General features: G+C 61.7%; 25 protein-coding genes. 4 read left to right on the top strand and 21 right to left on the bottom strand.

Features of this window, described 5'->3' with window-relative positions; genetic code table 11:
* Positions 1-346, bottom strand: a 346-nt coding sequence (locus MnOB_RS04305) for an electron transfer flavoprotein subunit beta/FixA family protein (protein WP_199824465.1), incomplete at its 3' end; no start/stop codon positions are given.
* A 318-nt stretch (positions 347-664) separates the two neighbouring features.
* Between MnOB_RS04305 and MnOB_RS04310 the strand changes: the two genes are divergently transcribed.
* Positions 665-2,329 (top strand): electron transfer flavoprotein-ubiquinone oxidoreductase, encoded by a 1,665-nt coding sequence (locus tag MnOB_RS04310; RefSeq protein ID WP_077522379.1) that lies wholly within the window; start codon positions 665-667, stop codon positions 2,327-2,329.
* A gap of 51 nt (positions 2,330-2,380) precedes the next feature.
* Here MnOB_RS04310 and MnOB_RS04315 read toward each other — a convergent pair whose 3' ends face one another.
* The 4 genes from MnOB_RS04315 to MnOB_RS04330 form a co-directional block, all read right to left on the bottom strand.
* Positions 2,381-2,950 (bottom strand): DUF1285 domain-containing protein, encoded by a 570-nt coding sequence (locus MnOB_RS04315; RefSeq protein WP_077522381.1) that lies wholly within the window; start codon positions 2,948-2,950, stop codon positions 2,381-2,383.
* A gap of 10 nt (positions 2,951-2,960) precedes the next feature.
* A complete protein-coding gene (locus MnOB_RS04320; protein WP_077522383.1) occupies positions 2,961-3,563 on the bottom strand; it encodes a DUF4823 domain-containing protein in 603 nt (200 codons plus the stop codon).
* Between the two features lie 66 nt (positions 3,564-3,629).
* The gene (locus MnOB_RS04325; protein WP_077522385.1) at positions 3,630-4,598 is read right to left on the bottom strand and encodes a GTP 3',8-cyclase MoaA; all 969 of its coding nucleotides are present in this window, start codon (positions 4,596-4,598) and stop codon (positions 3,630-3,632) included.
* An 89-nt stretch (positions 4,599-4,687) separates the two neighbouring features.
* The gene (locus MnOB_RS04330; RefSeq protein WP_004422328.1) at positions 4,688-5,326 is read right to left on the bottom strand and encodes a TetR/AcrR family transcriptional regulator; all 639 of its coding nucleotides are present in this window, start codon (positions 5,324-5,326) and stop codon (positions 4,688-4,690) included.
* Positions 5,327-5,400: 74 nt separating this feature from the next.
* Between MnOB_RS04330 and MnOB_RS04335 the strand changes: the two genes are divergently transcribed.
* Positions 5,401-6,534, top strand: a complete 1,134-nt coding sequence (locus MnOB_RS04335) for an aminotransferase class V-fold PLP-dependent enzyme (RefSeq protein ID WP_077522387.1) — start codon at positions 5,401-5,403, stop codon at positions 6,532-6,534.
* A 247-nt stretch (positions 6,535-6,781) separates the two neighbouring features.
* Here the strand turns inward: MnOB_RS04335 and MnOB_RS04340 are convergent, their stop codons facing one another.
* From MnOB_RS04340 to MnOB_RS04400, 13 genes are all read right to left on the bottom strand, one after another.
* Complete coding sequence (locus tag MnOB_RS04340; protein WP_077522389.1) at positions 6,782-7,564, bottom strand: TatD family hydrolase; 783 nt, start codon at positions 7,562-7,564, stop codon at positions 6,782-6,784.
* Positions 7,565-7,636: 72 nt separating this feature from the next.
* Positions 7,637-7,993, bottom strand: coding sequence for a PilZ domain-containing protein (locus tag MnOB_RS04345; protein ID WP_028627861.1), 357 nt, complete (start codon positions 7,991-7,993; stop codon positions 7,637-7,639).
* Between the two features lie 35 nt (positions 7,994-8,028).
* A complete protein-coding gene (locus MnOB_RS04350; RefSeq protein WP_077522391.1) occupies positions 8,029-9,015 on the bottom strand; it encodes a DNA polymerase III subunit delta' in 987 nt (328 codons plus the stop codon).
* On the bottom strand, positions 9,008-9,640 hold the full coding sequence (tmk, locus tag MnOB_RS04355; RefSeq protein ID WP_077522393.1) for a dTMP kinase: 633 nt from the start codon (positions 9,638-9,640) through the stop codon (positions 9,008-9,010). Before tmk ends, MnOB_RS04350 begins: the two co-directional genes overlap by 8 nt.
* A 13-nt stretch (positions 9,641-9,653) precedes the next feature.
* On the bottom strand, positions 9,654-10,691 hold the full coding sequence (gene mltG / locus MnOB_RS04360; RefSeq protein WP_199824466.1) for an endolytic transglycosylase MltG: 1,038 nt from the start codon (positions 10,689-10,691) through the stop codon (positions 9,654-9,656).
* A 3-nt stretch (positions 10,692-10,694) separates the two neighbouring features.
* Complete coding sequence (pabC, locus tag MnOB_RS04365; RefSeq protein ID WP_077522395.1) at positions 10,695-11,510, bottom strand: aminodeoxychorismate lyase; 816 nt, start codon at positions 11,508-11,510, stop codon at positions 10,695-10,697.
* Positions 11,510-12,754 carry a beta-ketoacyl-ACP synthase II gene (gene fabF / locus MnOB_RS04370; RefSeq protein ID WP_077522397.1) on the bottom strand — a complete coding sequence of 415 codons (1,245 nt, stop codon included), beginning with the start codon at positions 12,752-12,754 and terminating at the stop codon, positions 11,510-11,512. The genes pabC and fabF overlap by 1 nt, the downstream gene beginning before the upstream one ends.
* 169 nt (positions 12,755-12,923) lie before the next feature.
* The gene (gene acpP, locus MnOB_RS04375; protein WP_016493661.1) at positions 12,924-13,160 is read right to left on the bottom strand and encodes an acyl carrier protein; all 237 of its coding nucleotides are present in this window, start codon (positions 13,158-13,160) and stop codon (positions 12,924-12,926) included.
* A gap of 191 nt (positions 13,161-13,351) precedes the next feature.
* Positions 13,352-14,095, bottom strand: coding sequence for a 3-oxoacyl-ACP reductase FabG (gene fabG / locus MnOB_RS04380; protein WP_077522399.1), 744 nt, complete (start codon positions 14,093-14,095; stop codon positions 13,352-13,354).
* A gap of 15 nt (positions 14,096-14,110) precedes the next feature.
* On the bottom strand, positions 14,111-15,049 hold the full coding sequence (fabD, locus tag MnOB_RS04385; RefSeq protein WP_077522401.1) for an ACP S-malonyltransferase: 939 nt from the start codon (positions 15,047-15,049) through the stop codon (positions 14,111-14,113).
* 103 nt (positions 15,050-15,152) lie between these two features.
* Entirely contained in the window at positions 15,153-16,163 is a 1,011-nt protein-coding gene (gene plsX, locus MnOB_RS04390; protein WP_077522403.1) for a phosphate acyltransferase PlsX, read from the bottom strand.
* A 3-nt stretch (positions 16,164-16,166) separates the two neighbouring features.
* A complete protein-coding gene (gene rpmF / locus MnOB_RS04395; RefSeq protein WP_044870244.1) occupies positions 16,167-16,349 on the bottom strand; it encodes a 50S ribosomal protein L32 in 183 nt (60 codons plus the stop codon).
* A gap of 13 nt (positions 16,350-16,362) precedes the next feature.
* The gene (locus MnOB_RS04400) at positions 16,363-16,890 is read right to left on the bottom strand and encodes a YceD family protein (protein ID WP_077522405.1); all 528 of its coding nucleotides are present in this window, start codon (positions 16,888-16,890) and stop codon (positions 16,363-16,365) included.
* Positions 16,891-16,998: 108 nt separating this feature from the next.
* Between MnOB_RS04400 and MnOB_RS04405 the strand changes: the two genes are divergently transcribed.
* Positions 16,999-17,577, top strand: a complete 579-nt coding sequence (locus MnOB_RS04405) for a Maf family protein (RefSeq protein WP_077522406.1) — start codon at positions 16,999-17,001, stop codon at positions 17,575-17,577.
* Between the two features lie 64 nt (positions 17,578-17,641).
* Here the strand turns inward: MnOB_RS04405 and sppA are convergent, their stop codons facing one another.
* From sppA to rluC, 3 genes are read right to left on the bottom strand one after another with little or no spacing between them, the layout of a single operon-like run.
* Complete coding sequence (gene sppA / locus MnOB_RS04410) at positions 17,642-18,622, bottom strand: signal peptide peptidase SppA (RefSeq protein ID WP_077522408.1); 981 nt, start codon at positions 18,620-18,622, stop codon at positions 17,642-17,644.
* On the bottom strand, positions 18,615-19,307 hold the full coding sequence (locus tag MnOB_RS04415) for an HAD-IA family hydrolase (protein ID WP_077522410.1): 693 nt from the start codon (positions 19,305-19,307) through the stop codon (positions 18,615-18,617). The genes sppA and MnOB_RS04415 overlap by 8 nt, the downstream gene beginning before the upstream one ends.
* Positions 19,300-20,253, bottom strand: coding sequence for a 23S rRNA pseudouridine(955/2504/2580) synthase RluC (gene rluC / locus MnOB_RS04420; RefSeq protein ID WP_077522412.1), 954 nt, complete (start codon positions 20,251-20,253; stop codon positions 19,300-19,302). The genes MnOB_RS04415 and rluC overlap by 8 nt, the downstream gene beginning before the upstream one ends.
* A 557-nt stretch (positions 20,254-20,810) precedes the next feature.
* Between rluC and rne the strand changes: the two genes are divergently transcribed.
* Positions 20,811-23,903 carry a ribonuclease E gene (gene rne, locus MnOB_RS04425; RefSeq protein ID WP_077522414.1) on the top strand — a complete coding sequence of 1,031 codons (3,093 nt, stop codon included), beginning with the start codon at positions 20,811-20,813 and terminating at the stop codon, positions 23,901-23,903.
* Positions 23,904-23,994: the final 91 nt, after the last annotated feature.

The following is a 23,994-nucleotide window of genomic DNA, read 5'->3' on the forward strand; positions in this document are numbered from 1 at the left end:
CGAGGATGACCAGCTGCGGCTGCTCTTTCTCGACCACGGCCTTCAGCAGCTTGGCGACGGCCAGGGAGTTCAGCTCGTCGGCGGACTCCACCAGGATGGCGCGGTCAGCGCCCAGGGCCAGGGCAGTACGCAGCTGCTCTTGAGCAGTGTTCGGGCCGATGGTGACGACGACGATTTCACTCGCTACGCCTTTTTCTTTCAGACGGACGGCTTCTTCTACGGCAATTTCGCAGAAGGGGTTCATCGACATCTTCACGTTGGCGAGGTCGACGCCGGAGTTGTCCGCCTTGACGCGGACCTTGACGTTGTAGTCGACCACTCGTTTGACAGCTACAAGAACCTTCATGGATTCCTCGTTACTCTCCGGTTAATAAGAATGTCGCCAAGACGAGCCTGGCCAGTGATGCAGGTCGGCCGGAACCGACGTCAGCCCAGACAGCGAGCGCAAAACCGCCCGTATCTTGACCGGATCGCCTATTCGGGTCAATACAGCAGAATGACCCGCCATAAGCCGCAGAGCCTTATCCTATCAGGGCTTCACAAAATTCAAACAAACGTTTGTATTGGACCAGCCTTAGGTGCTGGATATAATGCGCCGGCTCAGGTCAGGGATTGAGCCTAGCCCTCCAACACAAAATATCGAAGAGCCTTGAGGAGATTGACTGTGGAACGCGAATACATGGAATTCGACGTCGTCATCGTCGGCGCCGGCCCCGCTGGCCTGTCCGCCGCGTGCCGACTGAAGCAGAAGGCCGCGGAAGCTGGTCAAGAGATCAGCGTGTGCGTGGTCGAGAAGGGTTCCGAGGTCGGCGCCCACATCCTCTCTGGCGCCGTATTCGAACCGCGAGCCCTGAACGAACTCTTCCCTGACTGGAAAGACCTGGGCGCCCCGCTGAACACCCCGGTAACCCGCGACGACATCTATATGCTCAAGGATGCCGACTCCGCGATCAAGGTTCCTGATCTGTTCGTGCCCAAGACCATGCACAACGAGGGCAACTATATCATTTCCCTGGGCAATCTCTGCCGCTGGCTGGCCCAACAGGCCGAAGGCCTGGGCGTGGAGATCTACCCGGGCTTCGCCGCCCAGGAAGCGCTGATCGACGAGAACGGCGTCGTTCGCGGCATCATCACCGGCGATCTCGGCGTGGACCGCGAAGGTCATCCGAAAGAGGGTTACTACACCCCCGGTATGGAACTGCGCGCCAAATACACCCTGTTCGCCGAAGGCTGCCGTGGCCACATCGGCAAGCAGCTGATCAAGAAGTACAACCTGGACTCCGAAGCCGACGCCCAACACTACGGCATCGGCATCAAGGAAATCTGGGACATCGACCCGGCCAAGCACCAGCCCGGCCTGGTAGTCCACACCGCCGGCTGGCCGATGGACATCATGGGCACCGAAAACACCGGTGGCTCCTTCCTCTATCACCTGGAAAACAACCAGGTGGTCGTAGGTCTGATCATCGACCTGTCCTATGCCAACGCTTACCTGTCTCCCTTCGACGAATTCCAGCGCTACAAGCACCACCCGGTGATCAAGCAGTACCTGGAAGGCGGCAAACGCGTTGCCTACGGCGCCCGCGCCATCTGCAAAGGCGGCCTGAACTCGCTGCCGAAGATGGTCTTCCCCGGCGGTGCGCTGATCGGCTGTGACCTGGGCACCCTGAACTTCGCCAAGATCAAGGGCAGCCACACTGCCATGAAGTCCGGCATGCTGGCCGCCGAATCCGTGGCCGCCGCCCTGGCCGCTGGCAAGGAAGGTGGTGACGAGCTGACCAACTATGTCGATGCCTTCAAGTCCAGCTGGCTGTACGACGAACTGTTCCGCAGCCGCAACTTCGGCGCGGCCATTCACAAGTACGGTGCCCTGGTGGGCGGTGCGTTCAACTACGTCGACCAGAACTGGTTCGGCGGCAAGCTTCCGTTCACCCTGCACGACAACAAGCCGGACTATGCCTGCATGAAGCCGGCAGCCCAGTCCCAGCGCATCGACTATCCGAAACCGGACGGCAAGATCAGCTTCGACAAGCTCAGCTCGGTATTCCTCTCCAACACCAACCATGAAGAGGAACAACCCTGCCACCTGAAGCTGGCCGACGCGAGCATCCCGATCGCCAAGAACCTGCCGCTGTACGACGAACCGGCGCAGCGCTACTGCCCGGCTGGCGTATATGAGGTGGTGACTCAGGAAGATGGCGCCAAGCGCTTCCAGATCAACGCCCAGAACTGCGTCCACTGCAAAACCTGCGATATCAAGGACCCGGCCCAGAACATCACCTGGGTTGCCCCGGAAGGTACCGGCGGCCCGAACTACCCCAACATGTAAGCAGGCACGAAAAAGGCTCCCTAGGGAGCCTTTTTCATGTCCACCTTCTGCCTACTCCGGCAGTGGCCCGATGGGGAAGAACTCTCCGCCACTCCACACACCCAGCCAGGTAATGCCATCGATCTCGCGCGGCTCCGCCAGTTCCACCAACTGGTAGAAGACGTTGCGATGGATCAGCGCTTCCAGGTTGGTCCGCACCAGGACGTAAGGCGACGGCTCCTGGGTTTGCGGGTCCAGCTCCACGCGCAGCGGATGGACTGCACCGGCAACCACCTCGTCCTCGACATTGGTGATGAAACGCAGCTGCTGCTCCCGCCCGACTCCCTCCACCCGCAACTCGACGGCAACGAATGGTGCATCATCGACCTTGATGCCCACCTTCTCCACCGGCGTGACCAGGAAATAGTCCTCGCCATCCTTGCGAATCACGCCGGAAAACAGCTTGACCATGGGCTTGCGTCCGATTGGCGTGCCCAGGTAGTACCAGGTGCCATCGCGAGCGATGCGCATGTCGATATCTCCGCAGAACGGCGGGTTCCACAGATGAACGGGCGCACCACCCGGCTTGTCGCCCTTGGGTATCTGCGCCAGCAAGTCACCGGCTTTGCCGGGATCGCTCATTTCAATCTCCTTAACGACTCAACCCGATCAGGCTGCGAGCATACTCTTCCAGCGGCGCGCCGATCAGGTCTTCGGGCTTCTCATCGTAAAACGTCAGAAAACCGCCACGATTGCGGATTCGGGCGGTGTCCACGAGATAACGGGTGTTGGTCTCGATCAGCATCAGCTGAATCACCCCACGATCGCGCCCGAGCCGATCCAGCGACTCCTCGTCTTCCCACTCCTCGACGGTTCCGATGCGGTCGTCAGCACTGGCGAATCGCGCGTACAGCAGATAGTGCGCCCCCACTGCGCGAGCCTGGCCCATGGCGTCTTCCAGGCCGGCAGGGCCCTTGGCACGACGCACCATGGGGAAGTATTCGACGAAACCGTTGAACGCCTCTTCAGCGACCACGTTGGGTCGTGGATAGGCGGAACCCGGGGGCACGAAGTAGCCCTGCGCGATGTAGATGAAGGAGTCTGCCTGCAGGCGCCAAGGGCTGGCGCGACGGGTCTCGCTGTGGTCCAGGAATCCGGCATCGCTCAATTGCTCGCGTGTGCCTTCCGCCATGTCACTGACGTTCATGCAGCCCGCCAGGCCGAGAATTGCCAGTAACAGAATCATGCTACGCATCGTGTGTCCTCCAGGCGCCGGCGACGAAAAACCGGCAGATGGAGAACCAATGCAGCTTCCGCGCCATCAACCGCCGATGATCTTCATCACGGTGACACCACCAGAGAACGCGAGATCCTGCTTGTCGGCCAGCGCCTTGACCAGCAACCGCTGCAAGGCAGGCAGCGCCTCATGCCGAGGTTTTTCCAGCAGGTCGCCGACGTAGTGACGATTGCTCGATGACAAGCACCCGTGCAGCCAGCCGGTGGAGGACAGGCGCAAACGTGAGCAGGTCCGGCAGAAAGGTACGCTCTCGTTGGCGATCACGCCGAAATGGCCCTCGCCCGGCACCCGATAACGCAGGGCCGTGGCATCAAGCGGTGCGCTGGCCTGAACGAACTCGTGGGAAGTTCGGATCAACGCCAGCAGCTCCTCCAGCCCGACGAACTGCTGATGGAAACCGTTGGGGTCGCGAGCCAGGTGTCCCATGCGCATCAATTCGATGAAACGAAGCTCGAAGCCCCGCTCCAGGCAATAGTCCAGCAGAGGCAACACCTGGTCCAGGTTCTTGCCACGCAGGGGAACCATGTTGATCTTGATCTTGAGGCCGGCAGCTTTCGCTTCTTCCAACCCCCGGAGCACGGTGGCCAGATCGCCGCCACGGGCGATGCCACGGAACTCGTCAGCATCCAGGGTATCGAGGGAGACGTTCAGGCGGCGTATGCCGCAATCAAGCAGCAGGGGGAGCTTGCGGGACAAGAGCTGGCCATTGCTGGTCAGGCTGATGTCTTCGAGACCGAGTTTGCTGACTGCGCGAAGGAAAGGATCGAGCTTGGGGCTGACCAGCGGCTCGCCGCCAGTGATACGCAGGCGTTCGATGCCGGCCGCCTCGATGAGGTAGGCCACGCCGCGCACCATGGCCTCGGCCGACAGTTCATCCTGGGCCGCCACCAGCCTCTTGCCGTCCGGCACGCAATAGGTACAGGCGTAGTTGCAGGCGGCGGTCAGGCTGATGCGCAGGTTGCGGAAACGCCTGCCTTGGCGGTCGACGATCATGGGACGCTCCGGCATGTGGTACACCGGAGTATATCCCTGCGATCGACACGGCACATATCCGGGACCGCGTTATAGGCGCTCTGAATGCGTCAGCCCGCGGGCGACTCGCTTTCGCGCTTGCGCTTGTTGCCCATGCGGACGCCGATGTCCATGAGGAACTGGAAGAAGCCTTCCTGATCTTCCAGGACATTGCTCCAGAACGGCGAGTGGTAGAGCGCGACAGCGCCATGCACCAGGGCCCAGGCGGCGCAGTAGTGGAAGTACGGCGGAACGTCTTCCAGCTTGCCTTCGGCGATGCGGCCCTTGATCAACAGGGTCAGGCGCTCAAAGTTGGACGCGCGGATCTTGTGCAGTTGCTCGACCATCTCCGGCACCTGGCTGTTCTTCACGACCTTTTCTTCAAGGCGGTCGAACAGGCGATAGCGCTGCGGGTCGCGCATGCGGAACTCGAAGTAGGCGCGCGAAAGCGCTTCCTTGTCGCGATCCACATCTGCGGAATGGAACAACGCATTCAGGTCGCGCTCGTAGTCGAGCATCAGGCGCAGATAGATCTCCGCCTTGGACTTGAAGTGCTTGTAGATGGTGCCTTTGCCGATACCCACTGCGTCAGCGATCATCTCGACGGTAACGCTGTCTTCGCCCTCTTCTAGAAAGAGCTTGAGGGCGGTGTCGAGAATTTCCTGCTCGCGGCGGCGGAACTCACGGACTTTACGGGGTTCTTTCTGCATAAAGGGACTGTGGGGTCAAAAATCAAGCCGCGTATTATGCCTATCTGGCGTAAAAATGCACGGATCATCCGACTATGAGCTTATTGCAAGATGAGTTTGCCCACGCCGATGGGCTCCGCTATCTCAACCATGCCGCGGTTGCGCCCTGGCCCAAACGCGCGACTCGTGCGGTCCAGAGCTTCGCCGAAGAGAACTGGCGCCTCGGTGCAAGGGATTATCCGGACTGGCTCACCGTGGAACGTCGCCTCCGCGAACGCTTGGCCAGATTGCTGAACAGTCCTACCACGGCTGATCTTGCACTAGTCAAGAATACATCGGAAGCCCTGTCGTTCGTCGCCTTTGGTCTGGACTGGACGGCGGGTGATCAGGTGATCATCAGCGATCAGGAATTCCCGTCCAACCGTGTCGTCTGGGAAGCCCTGAAGCGCTTCGGAGTGGAAACGGTCCAGGTGTCGCTGGACGGAGCCGATCCGGAAGGTGCACTGCTCGCCGCATGCGGCCCTCGCACCCGCCAGCTCTCGATAAGCGCCGTGCAATACGCCAGCGGATTGCGTCTGGATCTGCACCGGCTCGGCCACGAATGCCGTCGGCTTGGTGTGCTCTTCTGCGTCGACGCGATTCAGCAGCTGGGCGCCCTGCCCTTCGATGTTCAGGCCATCGATTGCGCCTTCGCCATGGCCGATGGGCATAAATGGATGCTCGGACCGGAAGGACTGGGGGTTTTCTACTGCCGCAGTGATCTGCGAGAACAGCTGAAGCTCCATGAATACGGCTGGCACATGCTCGAGCACCCCGGTGAATACGAACGCGTCGACTGGGAGCCGTCCCGTACAGCGCGACGTTTCGAGTGCGGCAGCCCCAACATGCTTGGCGCCATGGCACTGGAAGCGAGCCTTTCACTGCTGGAAGAGGTGGGCATGGACCAGGTTGCTGCGGCGCTCGCCGAGCGCGTCCAATGGTTGCAGGACGGATTGGCGCAGATCCCCGGCACGCAACTGCTGAGTCCGTTGAATCCCTTGCGTCGCGCCGGCATCCTCAGCTTCCGCCTGGACGGCTGGGACAACCAGGTGCTGTTCGAACGGCTCCGGGCCGAACAGGTGGTCTGCGCCCAGCGCGGAGGAGGAATCCGCTTTTCACCGCACTTCTATACCGAATCCCGCGTGATAGACGAGACGCTCGCGCTCTTACGCCAGATGGCAGACGCATGAGGACTCAGCCGGCCCCGGCGTATTCCAAATAGGTTTAAGAAACGCCGATGCACTGTCTGGACGCATGGGGATATTGACCGATACTTCTTCTTACTGGCGCGCGGCATCTCCCCCCAAGTGCCCAGCCAGTCGAGGAACCGTGGATCGCGTTCCTTTGTTTTACTCCTAATGGTCTTGACCCGGATTCATCCCCCAGAACCCGGGTTTTTTTTGTGCGCGTTTTTTCGAGTGGCTTCCCGCAGCCGCTTCAGCCGCGCCGCGCGAGGGGGAACAGGCGCAGATAGTTCTCGCTGGTCTGCTCTGCGAAAGCTTCGAAGGGAACCCCACGCAAGTCAGCCAGGAACTCCGCCACCTCACGTACGTACTGCGGCAGGTTGGGCTTGCCGCGATAGGGCACGGGCGCGAGATACGGTGAATCAGTTTCCACCAGCAAGCGATCCGCCGGGACCTGGCACGCCACGTCGCGCAGCGCGCTGGCATTGCGAAAGGTGACAATGCCGGACAGGGAGATATAGAAGCCCAGATCCAGCGCGGCGCGGGCCATTTCCCAGTCCTCGGTAAAGCAATGCAACACGCCGGCCTGCGGCAGCGCCGCCTCACGCAAAAGAGCAAGGGTGTCGGCGCGGGCTTCGCGGGTATGCACGATGACAGGCTTGCCGGTTACCTTCGCCGCCTCCAGATGCAGCCGGAATGCCTGCTGCTGGAGTTCGGCAGCTTCGGGTTCGTAGTGATAGTCCAGACCGGTCTCACCGATTGCCACGACCCGCGGATGCTCCAGCTCGCCCAACAACCATTCCAGCGCCGGGGATTCGCCCGGCTGCAGGTCAAGGGGGTGAACGCCGACCGAGCAATGCACGTCATCGTAGCGCTCGGCCACCGACTTCACGGCAGCAGCATTGTCGGCACTTACGCCAATGCAGAGGAACTGGCTGACGCCACGGGCACGAGCGGCGTCGAGGGCGGCGTCCAGGGAACCACCATGGGCGCCCAGATCAAGGCGGTCCAGATGGCAATGGGAGTCGATCAGCATGGTCAGGCTCCAGGCGCAGGCGCAGGCGCCAAGCTTCAAGCCTGTCGCTTTCAGCCCGGGCCCGGCGGCCGGTTACATCGTATGGGTGGGACGGTCGGACTTGAGGGCGCCGGCGAGATAGGTCTCGATCTTGTTGCGCGCGCCACTGTCGCCATCATTGAACTGGACGCCAATGCCCGCTGCGCGGTTGCCTTGGGCGCCCTTGGGGGTGATCCAGACCACCTTGCCGGCGACTGGAATCTTCTCCTGCTCATCCATCAGGTTGAGCAGCATGAATACTTCGTCGCCGAGCTTGTAGGTCTTGTTGGTCGGAATGAACAGGCCACCGTTCTTGATGAACGGCATGTAGGCGGCGTACAGCACGGACTTGTCCTTGATGGTCAAGGACAGAATCCCGTTACGCGGGCCCAGGTTCGGCGGCAGGCTCATACGGTTTTCCTGGCAAGCTGGTTCAGCCACCGATTCTAGCCCGGCGCGGGCAGGCTTGCCCACTGGACTAGAAGAGCTTCGAGAAGCAAGACACGGTTGAGGTTGGCCTTGTTGAGGACTTTCTGACGTTGTTGCAGCAGCCAGTCCTGCATGGCCAGGACTTTATTTTGCGGTGCCTTGTCGGCCAGGTACTGCACCACCTTGCGCATATCGTTGAGTCCGAGCCCCGCTTCGTCACGGGTGAGCTGGTAGCGCAGCATCAACTGAGCCCAGTCGCAAAACCAGTCGAACAGCAAGGGCAAAGGCACAGCGTTCCAGCCTTCTGCCAATTGACTGGCACCCACCTGTTGCTTGAGCAGCTTCTTCACCCCATCCACTACTTCGGCACGCTGGGTACGCACGCCCTGCCCTTCCAGGCGCAGTGCCGAAAGCGGAGAGCCACCGGCGAGCACCAGCAACTCACGCAGTTCCTCAGGCGGTGCATCTGGTAATGCTGAACCTAGCCAGGCGAGGCTCTGCGCGTCGCTCGGCAACGGACAGGCCTGCTGTACGCAACGGCTCTTGATGGTCGGCAGCAGTCGACTGGGTTGGTGGCTGATCAACAGCAGCACCGTATCGCCGGACGGCTCCTCCAGGCTCTTGAGCAGGGCGTTGGAGGCGTTGAGGTTCATCGCCTCGGCCGGCTCCAGCAGCACGACCTTGCGTCCACCGAGCTGCGCGGTCTGAACGACGAATCCCACCAGTTCGCGGACCTGGTCAACGCGGATCGCCTTGTCCACTTCCTCTGGCTCGAGCACGAAGGCGTCGGGATGCGTACTGGCCGCCAGCAACAGGCAAGCCTTGCACTGACCGCAAGCGTCGAGCCCGTTGGGACTCTGGCACAGCAGGCGCGCCATCAGGCGCTCGGCCAAGGCACGCTTGCCGATACCGGATGGCCCGTGCAGCAGGTAGGCGTGCGCGTGCTGCGGACGGCCCGCCAGCTGCTGCCATATCGCGGTTTGCCAGGGATAGGCGTCAGCCATGGCAGCGCACCAGCAGATCGGGAATCAATTTATTGAGACTGGCCTGCACTTCCGCCAGCGTCAGCGACGCGTCGACGACCTTGTAGCGGTCCGAAGCGGCCTGAGCGCGCTGCAGATAAGTCTGCCGAACGGCTTCGAAGAAGCTGCGCTGTTCCTGCTCGAAACGATCCAGGCGGCCACGGGCGGCGGCCCTGCTCAGGCCGATCTCCACTGGCAGGTCGAACACCAGGGTCAGATCTGGACGCAAGTCGCCCTGGACGAAGTTTTCCAGCAGCGCGATACGCTCGCTGGACAGGCCGCGGCCACCGCCCTGATAGGCATAGGTCGCATCGGTAAAGCGGTCGCAGAGCACCACCGCACCCCGCGCCAGCGCCGGCTTGATCACGCCCTGCAGATGCTGGGCACGGGCCGCGAATACCAGCAGCAATTCGGTATCGGCGCCCATGGCTTCGTCGCTGGGGGTCAGCAGGAGTTCACGGATACGCTCGGCGAGCGGCGTACCGCCCGGTTCGCGCGTCAGTACGACCTCGATGCCATGGCTGCGCAGACGCTCTGCAAGGTACTCGCGATTGGTACTCTTTCCGGCGCCTTCCGGGCCTTCCAATGTGATGAACAGACCGCTCACTGGGTGTCCTTATTCATTGCGGGGTGGGGCTGGAGCGGTAGTCGCTGCGGCGCTTCATCTGGAAGTCACGCACGGCCTGATTGTGCTCGCCCAAAGTCTCGGAGAATACATGGCTGCCATCGCCACGGGCGACAAAATAGAGGCTCCTCCCTGTCGCGGGATGCAGCGCGGCACGAATGGCTTCACGCCCGGCGAGGGCAATGGGGGTTGGCGGCAGGCCACTGATCACGTAGGTGTTGTAGGGCGTCGCCTCACGCAGGTGATCGCGGGTCAGGTTCCCATTGTAGCGCTCGCCCAGGCCGTAGATGACGGTCGGGTCGGTCTGCAGCAACATGCCGCTATTGAGTCGGCGCACGAACACGCCGGCAATCTGCCCGCGCTCGGTGGGAACACCGGTCTCCTTCTCCACCAGGGACGCCATGATCAGCGCCTGATAGGGGTCGTTATAGGGCAGCTTGTCAGAGCGCTTGCCCCACTCTTCGGCCAGCACCTGGTCGAGACGATCCCGCGCCTGCTTCAGCAAGTCGATGTCGCGCATGCCGCGCACAAAACGATAGGTATCCGGGAAGAAGCGACCTTCGGGGTACTCGCCTGGGCGACCCAGGCGAGCCATCAGCTCCGCATCGCTGACATCGGTCAGCGTCTGCTCCAGCTTGGCCTGCTTGGCCAGGGCGGCGCGAACCTGGCGGAAGTTCCACCCCTCCACCAACGTCACGCTGTACTGCACCACATCGCCGCGCCGCCACAGTCCCAGCAAGTCGGCAGCGCGCATGCCTGGCGTCAGGCGATACTCACCACTGTGCAGGGACTCGCCAGCCAGGTTGAAGCGCCAGTACTGGCGCAACCAGAACGCATTGTTCAGGACCCCTTCCGTCTCCAGGCGATTGAGCAGGCCACCGGGCGTAGCGCCAGCCGGTACATCCAGCATCCGCTCGGCGGAGATATTAAGGGGTTGCTCAAGGGTGACGCGCTGCTGCCAGCCGGCAAAGGCAATCAGCAGACCGGCAAGGAGCAGGCCTGCTTCCAGCATCAGCAGGAATTTGCGTATCACGAATCAGATATCCAGTAGATCGCGGGCGATGACCTGAAGTTTACGGGTCAGCGGCCCGACCGGCCAGTGATGCCCTGTTACAGAACGCACCGGCCATACGCCGAAGAGGCTGTTACAAAGGAAAACCTCATCGGCCTGGAGAAACTCGTCATAGGTGATATCGCGCACCTCGACCTGGAGACCTTCAGCCTTGGCGCTATCCAGTAGCGCAGCGCGCATGACACCAGCGACCCCGCAACGGGAGAGATCAGCGGTGAGCAGCACGCCGTCATGCACCATGAACAGATTGCTGAACACACCCTCGATCACACGGCCAGACAGGTCGCGCATCAGGCCTTCGGCGTGCTCGCCATCCTGCCACTCGGCACGGGCCAGAACTTGCTCCAGCCGGTTGAGGTGCTTGAGGCCAGCCAGCATCGGTTGCTCGGCGAGTCGAGTGGCGCAAGGGAAAAGTTGGACACCCTGTTCCGCATTGCCGTCTGGATACGCCGGAAAGGCAGCGCTCTGCAGAATGCGCCGGGGCAGCGCGACAGGCGGCGGAGCATAACCACGCAACCCTTCGCCACGCGTGACCATCAGCTTGGCGACGCCTTCACCCAACCCAGCCGAGAAGGCCACCAGCTCCGTGCGCATCAACTGCAGGTCAAGTGGAATACCCAGGCGCTGGCAGCCGTCGGCGAGCCGCGCCATGTGGTACTCGAGAAGCGGGGGTCTACCGCCACGTACGGCGATGGTCTCGAAAAGCCCATCGCCGTAAGCCAGACCGCGGTCCTTGATGGACAACGAGTCGGCCGGATGGCCGTCAACCCAATTCGGCATCAGCCCACGAACCGGCGGAACACCAGGGAACCGTTGGTGCCGCCGAAGCCAAAGGAGTTGGAGAGTACGACATCGATGGGCATCGAACGCGCTTCGTGTGGCACGAAGTCGAGGTCGCAACCTTCGTCCGGGTCGTCCAGGTTGATGGTCGGCGGCGCCACCTGATCACGCAGCGCGAGGACGCTGAAGATGGCTTCCACAGCCCCCGCCGCACCCAGCAGGTGGCCGGTCATGGACTTGGTGGAGCTGACTGCCAGCTTGTACGCATGCTCACCGAACACCGACTTGAGCGCCATGGCTTCAGCGATATCGCCAGCCGGGGTCGAAGTGCCGTGGGCGTTCACGTACTGCACCTCACCGCCATTCAGGCCGGCGTCGCGCAGGGCGTTGCTCATGCAGCGCGCTGCACCAGCGCCGTCTTCCGGCGGCGAAGTCATGTGGTAGGCGTCACCGCTCATGCCGAAGCCGATCAGTTCGGCGTAGATGGTCGCGCCACGGGCTTTCGCATGCTCCAGTTCTTCGAGGACCAGCGCGCCGGCACCGTCGGAAAGCACGAAACCATCGCGGCCCTTGTCCCAGGGACGGCTGGCACGGGTCGGGTCGTCATTACGGGTGGACAGTGCGCGAGCTGCGCCGAAACCACCCAGCCCCAGGCCACAGGCAGCCATTTCAGAGCCACCAGCGACCATCACGTCCGCCTCGCCATAGGCGATGTTGCGCGCAGCCATGCCGATGCAGTGGGTGCCGGTGGTGCACGCCGTGGCAATGGCGTAGTTCGGCCCCTGGATACCCAGGTGGATCGACAGGAAGCCGGACACCATGTTGATGATCGAGCCGGGCACGAAGAACGGCGAAATACGGCGCGGCCCTTGCTCATGCAGGGATTTGCAGTTGTTCTCGATGTTCGTCAGGCCACCGATACCGGAGCCCATGGCCACGCCGATGCGCTCACGATTGGCATCGGTAACTTCGAGGCCCGAGTCACGCACAGCCTGGAAGCTTGCAGCGAGGCCGTACTGAATGAACAGGTCGAGCTTGCGCGCCTCTTTGGCCGACAGGTATTCCTCGACATTGAACCCCTTGACCGAACCACCGAAGCGGGTGGTATAGGCGGACAGGTCCATATGCTCGATAGGGCCAATGCCACTGCGGCCAGCCAGAATTCCCTGCCAGGTGCTCGATACATCGGTACCCAGCGGCGACAGCATGCCAAGGCCAGTGACCACGACGCGTCTACGCGACACAGCGATCTCCTTCTTCAATCTCTACACGGCGGTTGATTCGGATAAACAGACTGTTGAAAAGCTCGGCAGGTAACGCGCAAACCGCAGATTTTCAACAATCGGCTTAAAGAAAAGCCGCACGCCCAATCGGGTCGTGCGGCTTTTCCGCGTCGGGGAACCGACGACTACATTACTGCGCGTGGGCGTTGATGTAGTCGATGGCTTCCTGAACGGTGGTGATCTTCTCGGCTTGCTCGTCCGGAATCTCGGTCTCGAATTCCTCTTCCAGAGCCATCACCAGCTCAACGGTGTCAAGGGAATCGGCGCCCAGGTCTTCAACGAAGGAAGCGCTGTTGGTGACTTCGTCTTCTTTGACGCCCAGTTGCTCGGCGACGATTTTCTTGACGCGTTCTTCGATGGTGCTCATACCGTGTTTTCACTCCTATGGAAAAATCCGTGCAGCTGGGGCTGCAGTGTATAGAAAGGGTTTTCCGCATTTCAAGCAGAACGCCTGAACCCCTTCAGGATCGCCGCAACGAAATGTCTATAACCCGGCTGCACTTATATAGCGAATTCTAGACAGCCCATATGACATCTTCCTGAAGGGATTCGTCACATTCAGCTCATGTACATGCCGCCGTTGACCGGAATGGTAGCGCCGGTGACGTAGGCAGCGCCGTCGGAAGCGAGGAATCCCACCACCTTGGCAATCTCTTCGGCCTGGCCCAGACGCCCCAGCGGAATCTGGGTCAGCAGCGCATCGCGCTGTGCTTCCGGCAGTTCGCGAGTCATGTCGGTGTCGATGAAGCCCGGAGCCACCGAGTTGACGGTGATGGCGCGGGAGCCGACTTCGCGCGCCAGGGCGCGGCTGAAACCTTCCAGGCCGGCCTTGGCGGCGGCGTAGTTGGTCTGGCCGGCGTTACCCATGGCACCCACCACCGAACCGATGTTGATGATGCGACCCCAGCGAGCCTTGGTCATGCCACGCAGCACGGCCTTGGACAGGCGGTACAGGCTGTTGAGGTTGGTGTTGATGACGTCGAACCACTCGTCGTCTTTCATGCGCAGCATCAGGTTGTCGCGGGTGATGCCGGCGTTATTCACAACGATCAGCGGCTGACCCAGGTGCTGCTGAATGTGTTCCAGGGTGCTGGCGACCGATTCGTCACTGCTGACGTCGAGTACCAGACCGGCACCTTCAATGCCGTTTTCCTTGAGGAACTCGGCGATGCGCTCGGCGCCGGAAGCGGAGGTCGCGGTGCCGATCACCACGGCACCCTGACGGCCCAGTTCGAGGGCGATAGCCTGGCCAATGCCGCGGCTCGCACCGGTGACCAATGCCACCTTACCTTGCAGACTCATAGGTCTTCTCCTTGTTCAGGCCAACGCAGCACGGGCGGCCGCGAAAGCATCAGGGGTATCCAGATTGTGGGTGTTGACACCCTTCACGCAGCGCTTGTTCAGACCGGACAGCACCTTACCCGGACCACATTCGACCAGGTCGGTAACGCCACGCTCGGACAGACTGACCATCGACTCCACCCAGCGAACCGGGCTGTAGAGCTGAGCCAGCAGGTCACGTTTGAGCGCGGCGAGGTCGGCCACCACGGAGGCGCTGACGTTCTGCACCAGCGGGATTTGCGGCGCCTGCCAAGCCAGCGCGTCAACGGACTCGGCGAAGCGCTCGGCGGCCGGCTTCATCAGGGCGCAGTGAGAAGGCACGCTGACCGGCAAAGCCATGGCACGCTTGGCGCCACGAGCCTTGCACGCTTCGATGGCGCGCCCGACAGCTGCGGCGGCACCCGCGATTACCACTTGGCCGGGGGCATTGAAGTTGACGGCACTGACCACTTCGCCCTGGGCGGCTTCAGCACATGCGGCCAGCACGTCGGCATCTTCCAGACCCAGGATCGCGGCCATGCCACCCTGCCCTGCCGGGACGGCCTGCTGCATCAGCTGACCACGACGCTCGACCAGCTTCACGGCATCGGCGAGGCCCAGGCTGCCTGCAGCCACGAGCGCGGAGTACTCACCGAGGCTATGACCGGCGACGTACGCTGGACGCGCACCACCTTCGGACAGCCACAGGCGCCACAGGGCGATGGATGCAGTGAGGATGGCCGGCTGGGTCTTGTCGGTCTGATTGAGCTGCTCTTCCGGACCTTGCTGGGTCAGCGCCCAGAGGTCATAGCCGAGCGCCTCGGAGGCTTCGGCGAAGGTATCCAGGACCAGCTTCTGCTGGCCCCCCTGCTCGGCCAACATACCCAGAGACTGGGAACCCTGACCGGGAAATACGAAAGCGAGGGATGCGGACATTGACTGAGGTCCCTTATCTGGCGGTATAGGGAGATTGACGCCTGGCATAGCCAAGCGCACGGAACTGACATTTGGATGACAGGCTGCCGATAGCGGTCACATCCTACAGCAACAGATGCTCCAGTCTTCCGTGAAGGCGCTGCGGGAGATTCTCGCGAACTTCGATCAGCGCGCGACGAATGGCGCTCTGGAAGCCTTCCGACCCGGCCGAACCATGACTCTTGATCACGATGCCCTGCAGCCCCAGGAAGCTCGCTCCGTTATGACGTGCCGGAGTCAGATCGGTCCGAAGACGGCGCAACAACGGCAGGGCCAGCGCACCCACCACGCGAGAAGCGAGGTTTTCGTTGAACAGCGCTTCCATTCGAGTGGAAATCATCGAGGCCAATCCTTCGCTGGACTTGAGCAGGATATTGCCGACGAAACCATCACAGACCACCACGTCGGCCTCGCCCCGATAGAGGCCATCACCTTCGATGTATCCGATGTAGTTGAGACCTTCGGCCTGCTGCAGCAGGCTCGCCGCAAGCTTGACCTGCTGGTTGCCCTTGATGTCCTCGGTTCCGACATTCAGTAGTGCAATGCGTGGATGAGGAGTACCAAGGGCCTCGGCTGCAACCGCCCCCATCACGGCGAACTGGTAGAGATGCTCAGCACTGCAATCGACGTTGGCACCCAAGTCGAGCAGGTGGCAATGACCCCGCGCCGTGGGAATGGCGCTGACCATGGCAGGGCGATCGATTCCAGGCAGGGTCTTCAGCACGTAGCGCGACAGCGCCATCAGGGCACCGGTATTGCCAGCACTGACGCAGGCCTGGGCCCGCCCATTGCGCACAAGATCGAGGGCGACACGCATCGAGGCATCCGGCTTGCCGCGCAGGGCTTGTGCCGGGCGCTCGTCCATGGCGATCACTTCGCTGGCATGTTCGATTTGCAGGCGCTGACGATCGACCGCAGGAATGCGGGCAACGAGTTCTTCCAGGAGGGGAGCTTGGCCGACGAGGACCAGGTGAAGCGAGGGGAATTCAGCCAGACAGGCGACGCTGGCTGGAACAATGCAGCGGGGACCGTAGTCCCCGCCCATTGCATCAATCGCGATGATCGAGGCGGCCAAGGATTACTCAGCAGCGCCCTTGTCGATCACTTTGCGACCGCGGTAGAAACCGTCCGGGGAAACGTGGTGGCGCAGGTGAACTTCACCAGTGCTCTTCTCTACGGACAGGGCGTTGGCTTCGAGGGCGTCGTGGGAACGACGCATGTCGCGTGCCGAGCGGGATTTTTTGTTCTGCTGAACAGCCATAATCAATTAACTCCTAAACGTTTGGGTCACGCTTTAACTGCGCCAGTACGCTGAACGGGTTGGACCGCGGTACCTCGTTCTCGCTCGGCTCGGGCTCATTGGTGCCCGCCGGCTGCTGGCAATCTTCAGGGTCATGGGCCGGAACAATGGGCAGGGCAAGCAACAGCTCATCCTCGACCAGAGTCATCAGATCCAACGGATCTTCACCCACTTCCAGCACGTCATAGCCCTTCGGCAGCGACTGACTGTCCGCCCCTTCCCTCACCACAGCATAATCACACTCGCTGTGGATGTTCAGGGTGACCAGCTCTAGACAACGCTGGCAAACCATCTTGACCTCGACGTCAATCCGGCTGTGAATTACGACAGCACGACGCTCGTCACGGGCGAACGCGAGGCCTGCATGGATGCTGCCCGCGTTGTCCGCTAGGGGATCGCAGAGTCGCTCCAGACTGGCGAGCGCAATGTCACCCTCTAGAGTGACTTCGCGGTCCGCCAGCTTGCGCGGATCTACATGAGGTGGAATCGGCCCATTCAACATAGGCGCGACATTCTAGGGACGAGCCCCTGCCCTGTCAAAAGAATTTCCGCATTGTCCGCGCGCGACGGGCCTCTATAGAATTTCCCGCCTCTTAGACCGGAGATCGCCATGCTACCCCTGGTGCTTGCATCCAGCTCACCCTATCGACGCGAACTGCTCGAACGCCTGCGACTGCCCTTTACCTGGGCCGCACCCGCTATCGATGAAAGCCGCCAGATCGATGAACCCGCCGAACAACTGGTGCGCCGACTGGCGCTGGAGAAGGCCAGAGCCCTTGCCAGCCAGAACCCGAACCATCTGATCATCGGCTCCGACCAGGTCGCCGTGCTGGGCGAGCAGATACTCGGCAAGCCCCACGATTTCGAGCGCGCCCGAAATCAACTGCTGGCAGCTAGCGGAACCAGCGTCAGCTTCCTGACCGGCCTCGCCCTCCTGAACAGCGCTACCGGCCACTACCACGTGGATTGCGTACCCTTCACCGTGCACTTCCGCGAACTGGACGCCGAATGTATCGGTCGTTACCTGGAAGCGGAGCAACCCTATGATTGCGCCGGCAGCTTCAAGGCAGAAGGACTAGGCGTCAGCCTGTTCCGTGCGACCGAAGGCCCGGACGCTACGAGCCTCGTCGGCCTACCACTGATTCGACTGGTGGACATGTTGCTCGCCGAGGGCATCCAGATTCCCTGATCCGCCATATAGAAGGAAGAAAGCCCGGCTTCTGGCCGGGCTTTCTTTTTGAGCAGACGCGAAATCAACGCAAGCTCGGCCCCTGGAACCCCATCCAGAGCGCCAACCGCTCGGCAACGCTGGCGCCGAACTTTTTCGAGAAGCGATCGAAAGGTGACTCCTGCACGGTGTAGTCGACGATCTCTTTTGCACCGACGACCTCGCGGGCAACGAAACTGGTGTTGCCGAGCTTGTCTACCAGACCAAGTGCCAACGCCTGCTCGCCCGACCAGACCAGCCCACTGAAGAGCTCGGGATGCCCATCGACCTTGAGTCGATCGCCACGCCCCTTCTTCACGCTCTCGATGAACTGCTGGTGGGTGGTATCCAGGACGCCCTGCCAGAACTGGGTTTCCTCAACCTTCTGCGGCTGGAACGGGTCCAGGAAGGCTTTGTGCTCGCCCGAGGTATAGACGCGACGCTCAACACCCAACTTGCCCATGGCATCGACGAAGCCGAAGCTCGCCGCAGTGACACCAATAGACCCAACCAGGCTTGCCTTGTCGGCATAGATCTCGTCCGCCGCGCTGGCAATGTAATACGCACCGGACGCACCAAGGTCGGTGATCACCGCGTAAACCTTGATGTCCTTGTGTTCCGCACGCAGTCGACGAATCTCGTCATAGATATAACCGGACTGCACCGGGCTACCACCCGGACTGTTGATCCGCAGCACGACACCCTTGGTCTTCGGATCCTCGAAAGCCGCACGCAGGCTGGTCACTATGTTGTCGGCACTCGCGGCCTCTTCATCGGCGATCATTCCACGGACCTCGACCAGCGCCGTGTGCTCCTGGCTGCGCGCGGCACTTTTCTGCAGATCGAATGCCGGCCAGAACAGCGCGAGGGCGACGAAGAGATACAGGAAGGTCAGGGACTTGAAGAAAATACCCCAGCGCCGGGCGCGACGCTGCTCCTGGACTCCCGCCAGGACAGCCTTCTCCAACAACTTCCAACTCTTCTGCTCCGCCTTGTCGGCAGGCGCTTCTTTCCATTCGTCAGACATAAAGCTCCACCTCTCGGGATTGCCGGCTCAGGTCACCTGCCAGCCAGTGACGCAGCTCTTCGAAACGCTCGATCGCCAGACTGGGCGACTCCTTGAGCAATTCAGCAAGCGGCTGGGCACCGTACCCAACCGCCACGGAATCCATCCCAGCCCGATGCGCCATGCGCAAATCGAAGGGAGAATCCCCCACCATCACAGCTCGCTCGGCAGCCACTCCGCAATGCGCAAGAATTTCATGCAGCATGCGCGGATCAGGTTTGCTCGCAGTCTCGTCCGCGCAGCGAGTGACATCGAAATAATCCAACCAGCCACGCCCAGCCAGCACATGCTCCAACCCCCGGCGACTTTTGCCGGTGGCCACCGCCAGACGATAGCCCTCGGCACGGAACACCTCCAGTGCCTCGGCCACCCCCTCGAACAGCGGCGAAGGTTGGCGCTCCAGCGCGCTGTAATGCTCACCGTAACGCTGCCGGAATGCGTCTATGCACCGGGGGTCTTCGAGCTCCGGATAAAGCGTCGCGATCGCCTCTGGCAAACCGAGCCCGATGATGCCCTTGATAGCCGCGTCATCTCGCCACGGTAGCCCGGAAACGTCTGCCGCCACGCGCATGGACTCGACGATACGAGCAATGGAATCAACCAACGTGCCGTCCCAGTCGAAAATCAGCAACTGGTAATCAGGCACCGAGACGCTCCAGGGTTTTTTGCCACATCTCGTCAACCGGAGCCTCCAGCTTCAGCTCACCCCCATCGGGGAGACTGATCGCCAGGGAGTGCGCGTGAAGGAACAGGCGCTTGCCACCCAACTCACGAACCTCACGGGTGAATTCCTCATCGCCGTACTTGGGATCGCCGGCAATGGAATGGCCCGCATGCTTGGCGTGCACACGAATCTGGTGAGTACGCCCGGTAATCGGGCTGGCTTCCACCAAGGTGGCGAACTCCCCGAAACGGCGCACGACGCGAAACTCGGTAAGCGCCTCCTTGCCTTCCGGATTCACTTCGACCATGCGCTCGCCGGAGCGCAGGTTGTTCTTCATCAACGGCGCACTGACCTTCTTCTTCGAAGTCGGCCAACTACCGCGCACCAGCGCCAGGTAACGCTTGTCGACGCCGTCACCACGCAGCGCCTCGTGAAGGTGACGCAGCATGCTGCGTTTCTTGGCGATCATCAGAAGCCCGGACGTATCGCGATCGAGGCGGTGCACCAACTCCAGATCCTTGTTCTCCGGGCGCAGCTGACGAAAGGCTTCAATCACTCCGAAGCTGAGACCGCTCCCTCCGTGCACCGCAATGCCGGCCGGCTTGTTCAGCACGATCAGGGCCTTGTCTTCATAGACGATCGCACTCTCCAGGCGCTCCAGCAGCCCTTGAGCCACGGGTGCAGGCTCGTCGGGCTCGGACAGCCGCAGCGGCGGAACGCGAATGACGTCGCCAGCCTGAAGCTTGTACTCCGGCTTGATGCGCCCTTTGTTCACGCGGACTTCGCCCTTTCGAAGGATGCGATAAATCAACGTCTTGGGCGCACCTTTCAACTGAGTGCGTAGGAAATTGTCGATGCGTTGGCCGGCATATTCCGGCGCAACCTCAAGCAGCTGGACGCCGGAGGTTGGAGAGGCAGGAGTGTTCATTTGCGCATCATAACAATTTTTTATGGATTTGAAGCACTTAATGATTACTGCTATAGTCGCGAACGCCGCCAAAAGCGGCCTGGTTTCAGGGTGTTCGCCAAAACTGCCACCCTAACCGCTGCAACCCTTTCAGGACGTAAGGCCGTCCGACAGAAAATTCGCTGCAATGACTGCGAATTTTCAGAAACCAAAGCCTTGAGCCATGACGCGTGATCACCCCTTTCCTTTGGGAGATCACGGTAAATGCAACCCGCTACGGATTCAGCGAGCGGCACCCGATTTTCAAGGGATAAGTGTAGGGTGGAGATGCATAACCGTCGGACTGCGTAGTTTCAAGACGCTTCATTTCGTCCGCTTCCGACCGTTGATTCCTCCTCCTGAACAAGTGCTTCTGTCACGACAGCAAGCAGGAGACGTAGTCGCGATTCCGGTCCCTTTGACTGGACGTCGCTGGACACTGGAGTGGCCCGCCGCTCCTGACACGCACCTGACACCGACCGCGAGAGTCGTGTGCGCCAATCGCCGTTTCCGGTAGCCCGGAAACCCATTGGTACCACATGAAAAGAATGCTGATTAACGCGACTCAGCCCGAAGAGTTGCGTGTTGCTCTGGTCGACGGCCAACGCCTGTACGATCTGGACATTGAATCGGGTGCCCGCGAGCAGAAAAAGGCCAACATCTACAAAGGCCGAATCACTCGTATCGAACCCAGCCTTGAAGCCGCCTTCGTCGACTTCGGCGCCGAGCGCCACGGCTTCCTGCCCCTGAAAGAAATCTCCCGCGAGTACTTCAAGAAGTCCCCCGAAGGCCGCATCAACATCAAGGAAGTGCTCAGCGAAGGCCAGGAAGTCATCGTCCAGGTCGAGAAAGAAGAGCGCGGCAACAAGGGCGCTGCCCTGACCACCTTCATCAGCCTTGCCGGTCGTTACCTGGTGCTGATGCCGAACAATCCCCGCGCCGGCGGCATCTCCCGTCGCATCGAAGGCGAAGAGCGCAACGAACTGCGTGAAGCGCTGAACGGTCTCAACGCTCCGGCCGACATGGGCCTGATCGTTCGTACCGCAGGCCTGGGCCGCTCCAGCGAAGAGCTGCAGTGGGACCTGGATTACCTGCTGCAACTCTGGAGCGCCATCAAGGAAGCTTCCGGTGAGCGCGGCGCTCCCTTCCTGATCTATCAGGAAAGCAACGTCATCATCCGCGCCATCCGCGACTACCTGCGCCAGGACATCGGCGAAGTGTTGGTCGACAGCGTCGAGGCCCACGAGGAAGCCCTCAGCTTCATCCGCCAGGTGATGCCGCAGTACCAGAGCAAGATCAAGCTCTACCAGGACAGCGTTCCGCTGTTCAACCGCTTCCAGATCGAAAGCCAGATCGAAACCGCCTTCCAGCGCGAAGTGAAGCTGCCGTCCGGTGGTTCCATCGTCATCGACCCGACCGAAGCCCTGGTGTCCATCGACATCAACTCGGCTCGTGCGACCAAAGGTGGCGACATCGAAGAAACCGCCCTGCAGACCAACCTGGAAGCGGCCGAGGAAATCGCCCGCCAGCTGCGCCTGCGCGACATCGGCGGCCTGATTGTCATCGACTTCATCGACATGACCCCGGCCAAGAACCAGCGCGCCGTGGAAGAAAAGGTCCGCGAAGCCCTGGAAGCCGACCGCGCCCGTGTTCAGATCGGTCGTATCTCGCGCTTCGGCCTGCTGGAAATGTCCCGTCAGCGCCTGCGTCCGTCCCTGGGCGAGACCAGCGGCATCGTCTGCCCCCGTTGTGACGGCCAAGGCATCATCCGTGACGTCGAGTCCCTCTCGCTGGCCATCCTGCGCCTGATCGAGGAAGAGGCCCTCAAGGACCGCACCGCCGAAGTCCGCGCCCAAGTGCCGATCCCGGTTGCCGCCTTCCTGCTCAACGAGAAGCGCAACACCATCACCAAGATCGAACTGCGCAGCCGTTCGCGCATCGTCATCCTGCCGAACGACCATCTGGAAACCCCGCACTTCGAAGTCCAGCGCCTGCGCGACGACAGCCCGGAAGTGCTGAACAACCAGTCCAGCTACGAAATGGCCCCGGCCGAGGTGGAAGAAGCCCAACCGGTCAGTTCCACCCGCACCCTGGTTCGCCAGGAAGCAGCGGTGAAGACCGTTTCCCCCGAGCGCCCGGTTCCTGCACCGACCGCAGTCGTTCCCCAAGCCCAGCCGGTACCGACTCCCGAGCCCAGCCTGTTCAAGGGACTGGTGAAGTCCCTGGTAGGTCTGTTCGCGGGCAAGGAAGAGCCCAAGGTCGAAGCCGAGCAGCCTGCTGCCGAGCGCCAGCCGCGTGGTGAAGAGCGCCGCAATGGCCGTCAGCAGAACCGTCGTCGCGATGGACGTGAAGGCCGTGAAGGCCGCGAAGCTCGTGATGGCCGCCGCGATGAAGATCGCAAGCCGCGCGAAGAACGCCAGCCTCGCGAAGCCCGTGAAGGCCAAGAGGGCCGCCGCGAGCGCCCGGCCCGCGAAGAGCGTCAGCCGCGTGAAGAACGCCAACCTCGCGAAGAGCGTCCGGCTCGTGAGCCCCGTGAGGAGCGTCAACCGCGCGAAGAGCGCCAGCCTCGCGAAGAGCGTCCGGCTCGTGAGCCCCGCGAAGAGCGTCCGCCGCGTGAAGCCCGTGAGCCTCGTGAGCCTCGTGAGCCCCGCGAACCGCGCGAAGGCCAGGAAGGTCGCCGCGAGCGTGGTGAACGCGCCGAGCGTCCGGCCCGCGAAGAGCGCCAGCCACGTGAAGAGCGTCAACCTCGCGAAGAGCGCCAGCCGCGACCCGAATTGGCCCAGGCCGAGCCGGTCGACGAGGAACTGCTGAACAACGAAGAGCTGCTGGACGACGATCAGGAAGGCTCCGATGACGAACGTCCTCGCCGCCGTTCCCGTGGCCAGCGCCGCCGCAGCAACCGTCGCGAGCGTCAGCGTGAAGCCAACGGTGATGAGCTGGTGGAAGATCAAGACGGCGAAGTCGTCCCGGCTGCTACCGTTGCGGCCACCGGCGTAATTGCCGCTGAAGTGGTATCCACCGAAGTTGTTGCCGAAGCCGCTGCCGAAACTCTGGCCCAAGCCGAAGCTCCGGTTGTCGAAACTGCAGCGACCGAAGTTGTAGTCGCCCAGGTCGAAGAAGTTGCTCCGATTGTTGAGCAGGCTTCGGTGGTGGAAGAAACCCTGCCTGCTGTCGAAGCACCCAGGTTCGAAGCTGCTCCTGCTGAAGTCATCGTCGAGGCGCCAGCCGTCATCGAAGAAGCTCCGGCCGCTGCCCCGCAGCCTGAAGCTCCTGCCCAGGCTCCGACCAGCACCGGCCGTGCCGCCAACGATCCGCGCGAAGTGCGTCGTCGTCAGCGCGAAGCCGAGCGCCTGGCCAAGGAAGCCGAAGAGGCAGGCGCGAAGGTCGTCGAAGCCGTTGCTGCCGCCGAACCGGTTTCCGCTGCTGCTCACGCCATCGCAGGCGTCGAAGAAACAGTGGTCGCTGCCGAGCAGAAGGTTGAAGAAACCGTCGAGCAAGCAGTAGAGGCCCCGGCCGAACAGCCTGAACAAGTCGCGCTCGTGACTGAAGCCGAAGTACCGGCGCAAGCCGAGACCAAGGCCGACGAAGAAGAGAAGGAAAAAGCCAAGGACGAGACCAAACCGGTCGTCTGAAGCTTTTCCTGAATGAAAAAGGGGATGCCATTGGCATCCCCTTTTTTTTGGTTCATCGCGCTTTCCCGGGGAAGGCGGCCTTGATTTTCAG

Origin of the sequence: Metapseudomonas resinovorans (assembly GCF_002003485.1) — a bacterium.
GTDB classification, from domain to species: domain Bacteria; phylum Pseudomonadota; class Gammaproteobacteria; order Pseudomonadales; family Pseudomonadaceae; genus Metapseudomonas; species Metapseudomonas resinovorans_D.

Coding starts and splice junctions, on each gene's coding strand:
- MnOB_RS04315 (WP_077522381.1), bottom strand. CDS start 2,950: ATGAGCGATCCCGGCAAAGCCGGTGACTTGCTGGCGCAGATACCCAAG.
- MnOB_RS04320 (WP_077522383.1), bottom strand. CDS start 3,563: ATGCGTAGCATGATTCTGTTACTGGCAATTCTCGGCCTGGCGGGCTGC.
- MnOB_RS04325 (WP_077522385.1), bottom strand. CDS start 4,598: ATGATCGTCGACCGCCAAGGCAGGCGTTTCCGCAACCTGCGCATCAGC.
- MnOB_RS04330 (WP_004422328.1), bottom strand. CDS start 5,326: ATGCAGAAAGAACCCCGTAAAGTCCGTGAGTTCCGCCGCCGCGAGCAG.
- MnOB_RS04335 (WP_077522387.1), top strand. CDS start 5,401: ATGAGCTTATTGCAAGATGAGTTTGCCCACGCCGATGGGCTCCGCTAT.
- MnOB_RS04340 (WP_077522389.1), bottom strand. CDS start 7,564: ATGCTGATCGACTCCCATTGCCATCTGGACCGCCTTGATCTGGGCGCC.
- MnOB_RS04345 (WP_028627861.1), bottom strand. CDS start 7,993: ATGAGCCTGCCGCCGAACCTGGGCCCGCGTAACGGGATTCTGTCCTTG.
- MnOB_RS04350 (WP_077522391.1), bottom strand. CDS start 9,015: ATGGCTGACGCCTATCCCTGGCAAACCGCGATATGGCAGCAGCTGGCG.
- pabC (WP_077522395.1), bottom strand. CDS start 11,510: ATGCCGAATTGGGTTGACGGCCATCCGGCCGACTCGTTGTCCATCAAG.
- acpP (WP_016493661.1), bottom strand. CDS start 13,160: ATGAGCACCATCGAAGAACGCGTCAAGAAAATCGTCGCCGAGCAACTG.
- fabG (WP_077522399.1), bottom strand. CDS start 14,095: ATGAGTCTGCAAGGTAAGGTGGCATTGGTCACCGGTGCGAGCCGCGGC.
- fabD (WP_077522401.1), bottom strand. CDS start 15,049: ATGTCCGCATCCCTCGCTTTCGTATTTCCCGGTCAGGGTTCCCAGTCT.
- rpmF (WP_044870244.1), bottom strand. CDS start 16,349: ATGGCTGTTCAGCAGAACAAAAAATCCCGCTCGGCACGCGACATGCGT.
- MnOB_RS04400 (WP_077522405.1), bottom strand. CDS start 16,890: ATGTTGAATGGGCCGATTCCACCTCATGTAGATCCGCGCAAGCTGGCG.
- MnOB_RS04405 (WP_077522406.1), top strand. CDS start 16,999: ATGCTACCCCTGGTGCTTGCATCCAGCTCACCCTATCGACGCGAACTG.
- sppA (WP_077522408.1), bottom strand. CDS start 18,622: ATGTCTGACGAATGGAAAGAAGCGCCTGCCGACAAGGCGGAGCAGAAG.
- rluC (WP_077522412.1), bottom strand. CDS start 20,253: ATGAACACTCCTGCCTCTCCAACCTCCGGCGTCCAGCTGCTTGAGGTT.
- rne (WP_077522414.1), top strand. CDS start 20,811: ATGAAAAGAATGCTGATTAACGCGACTCAGCCCGAAGAGTTGCGTGTT.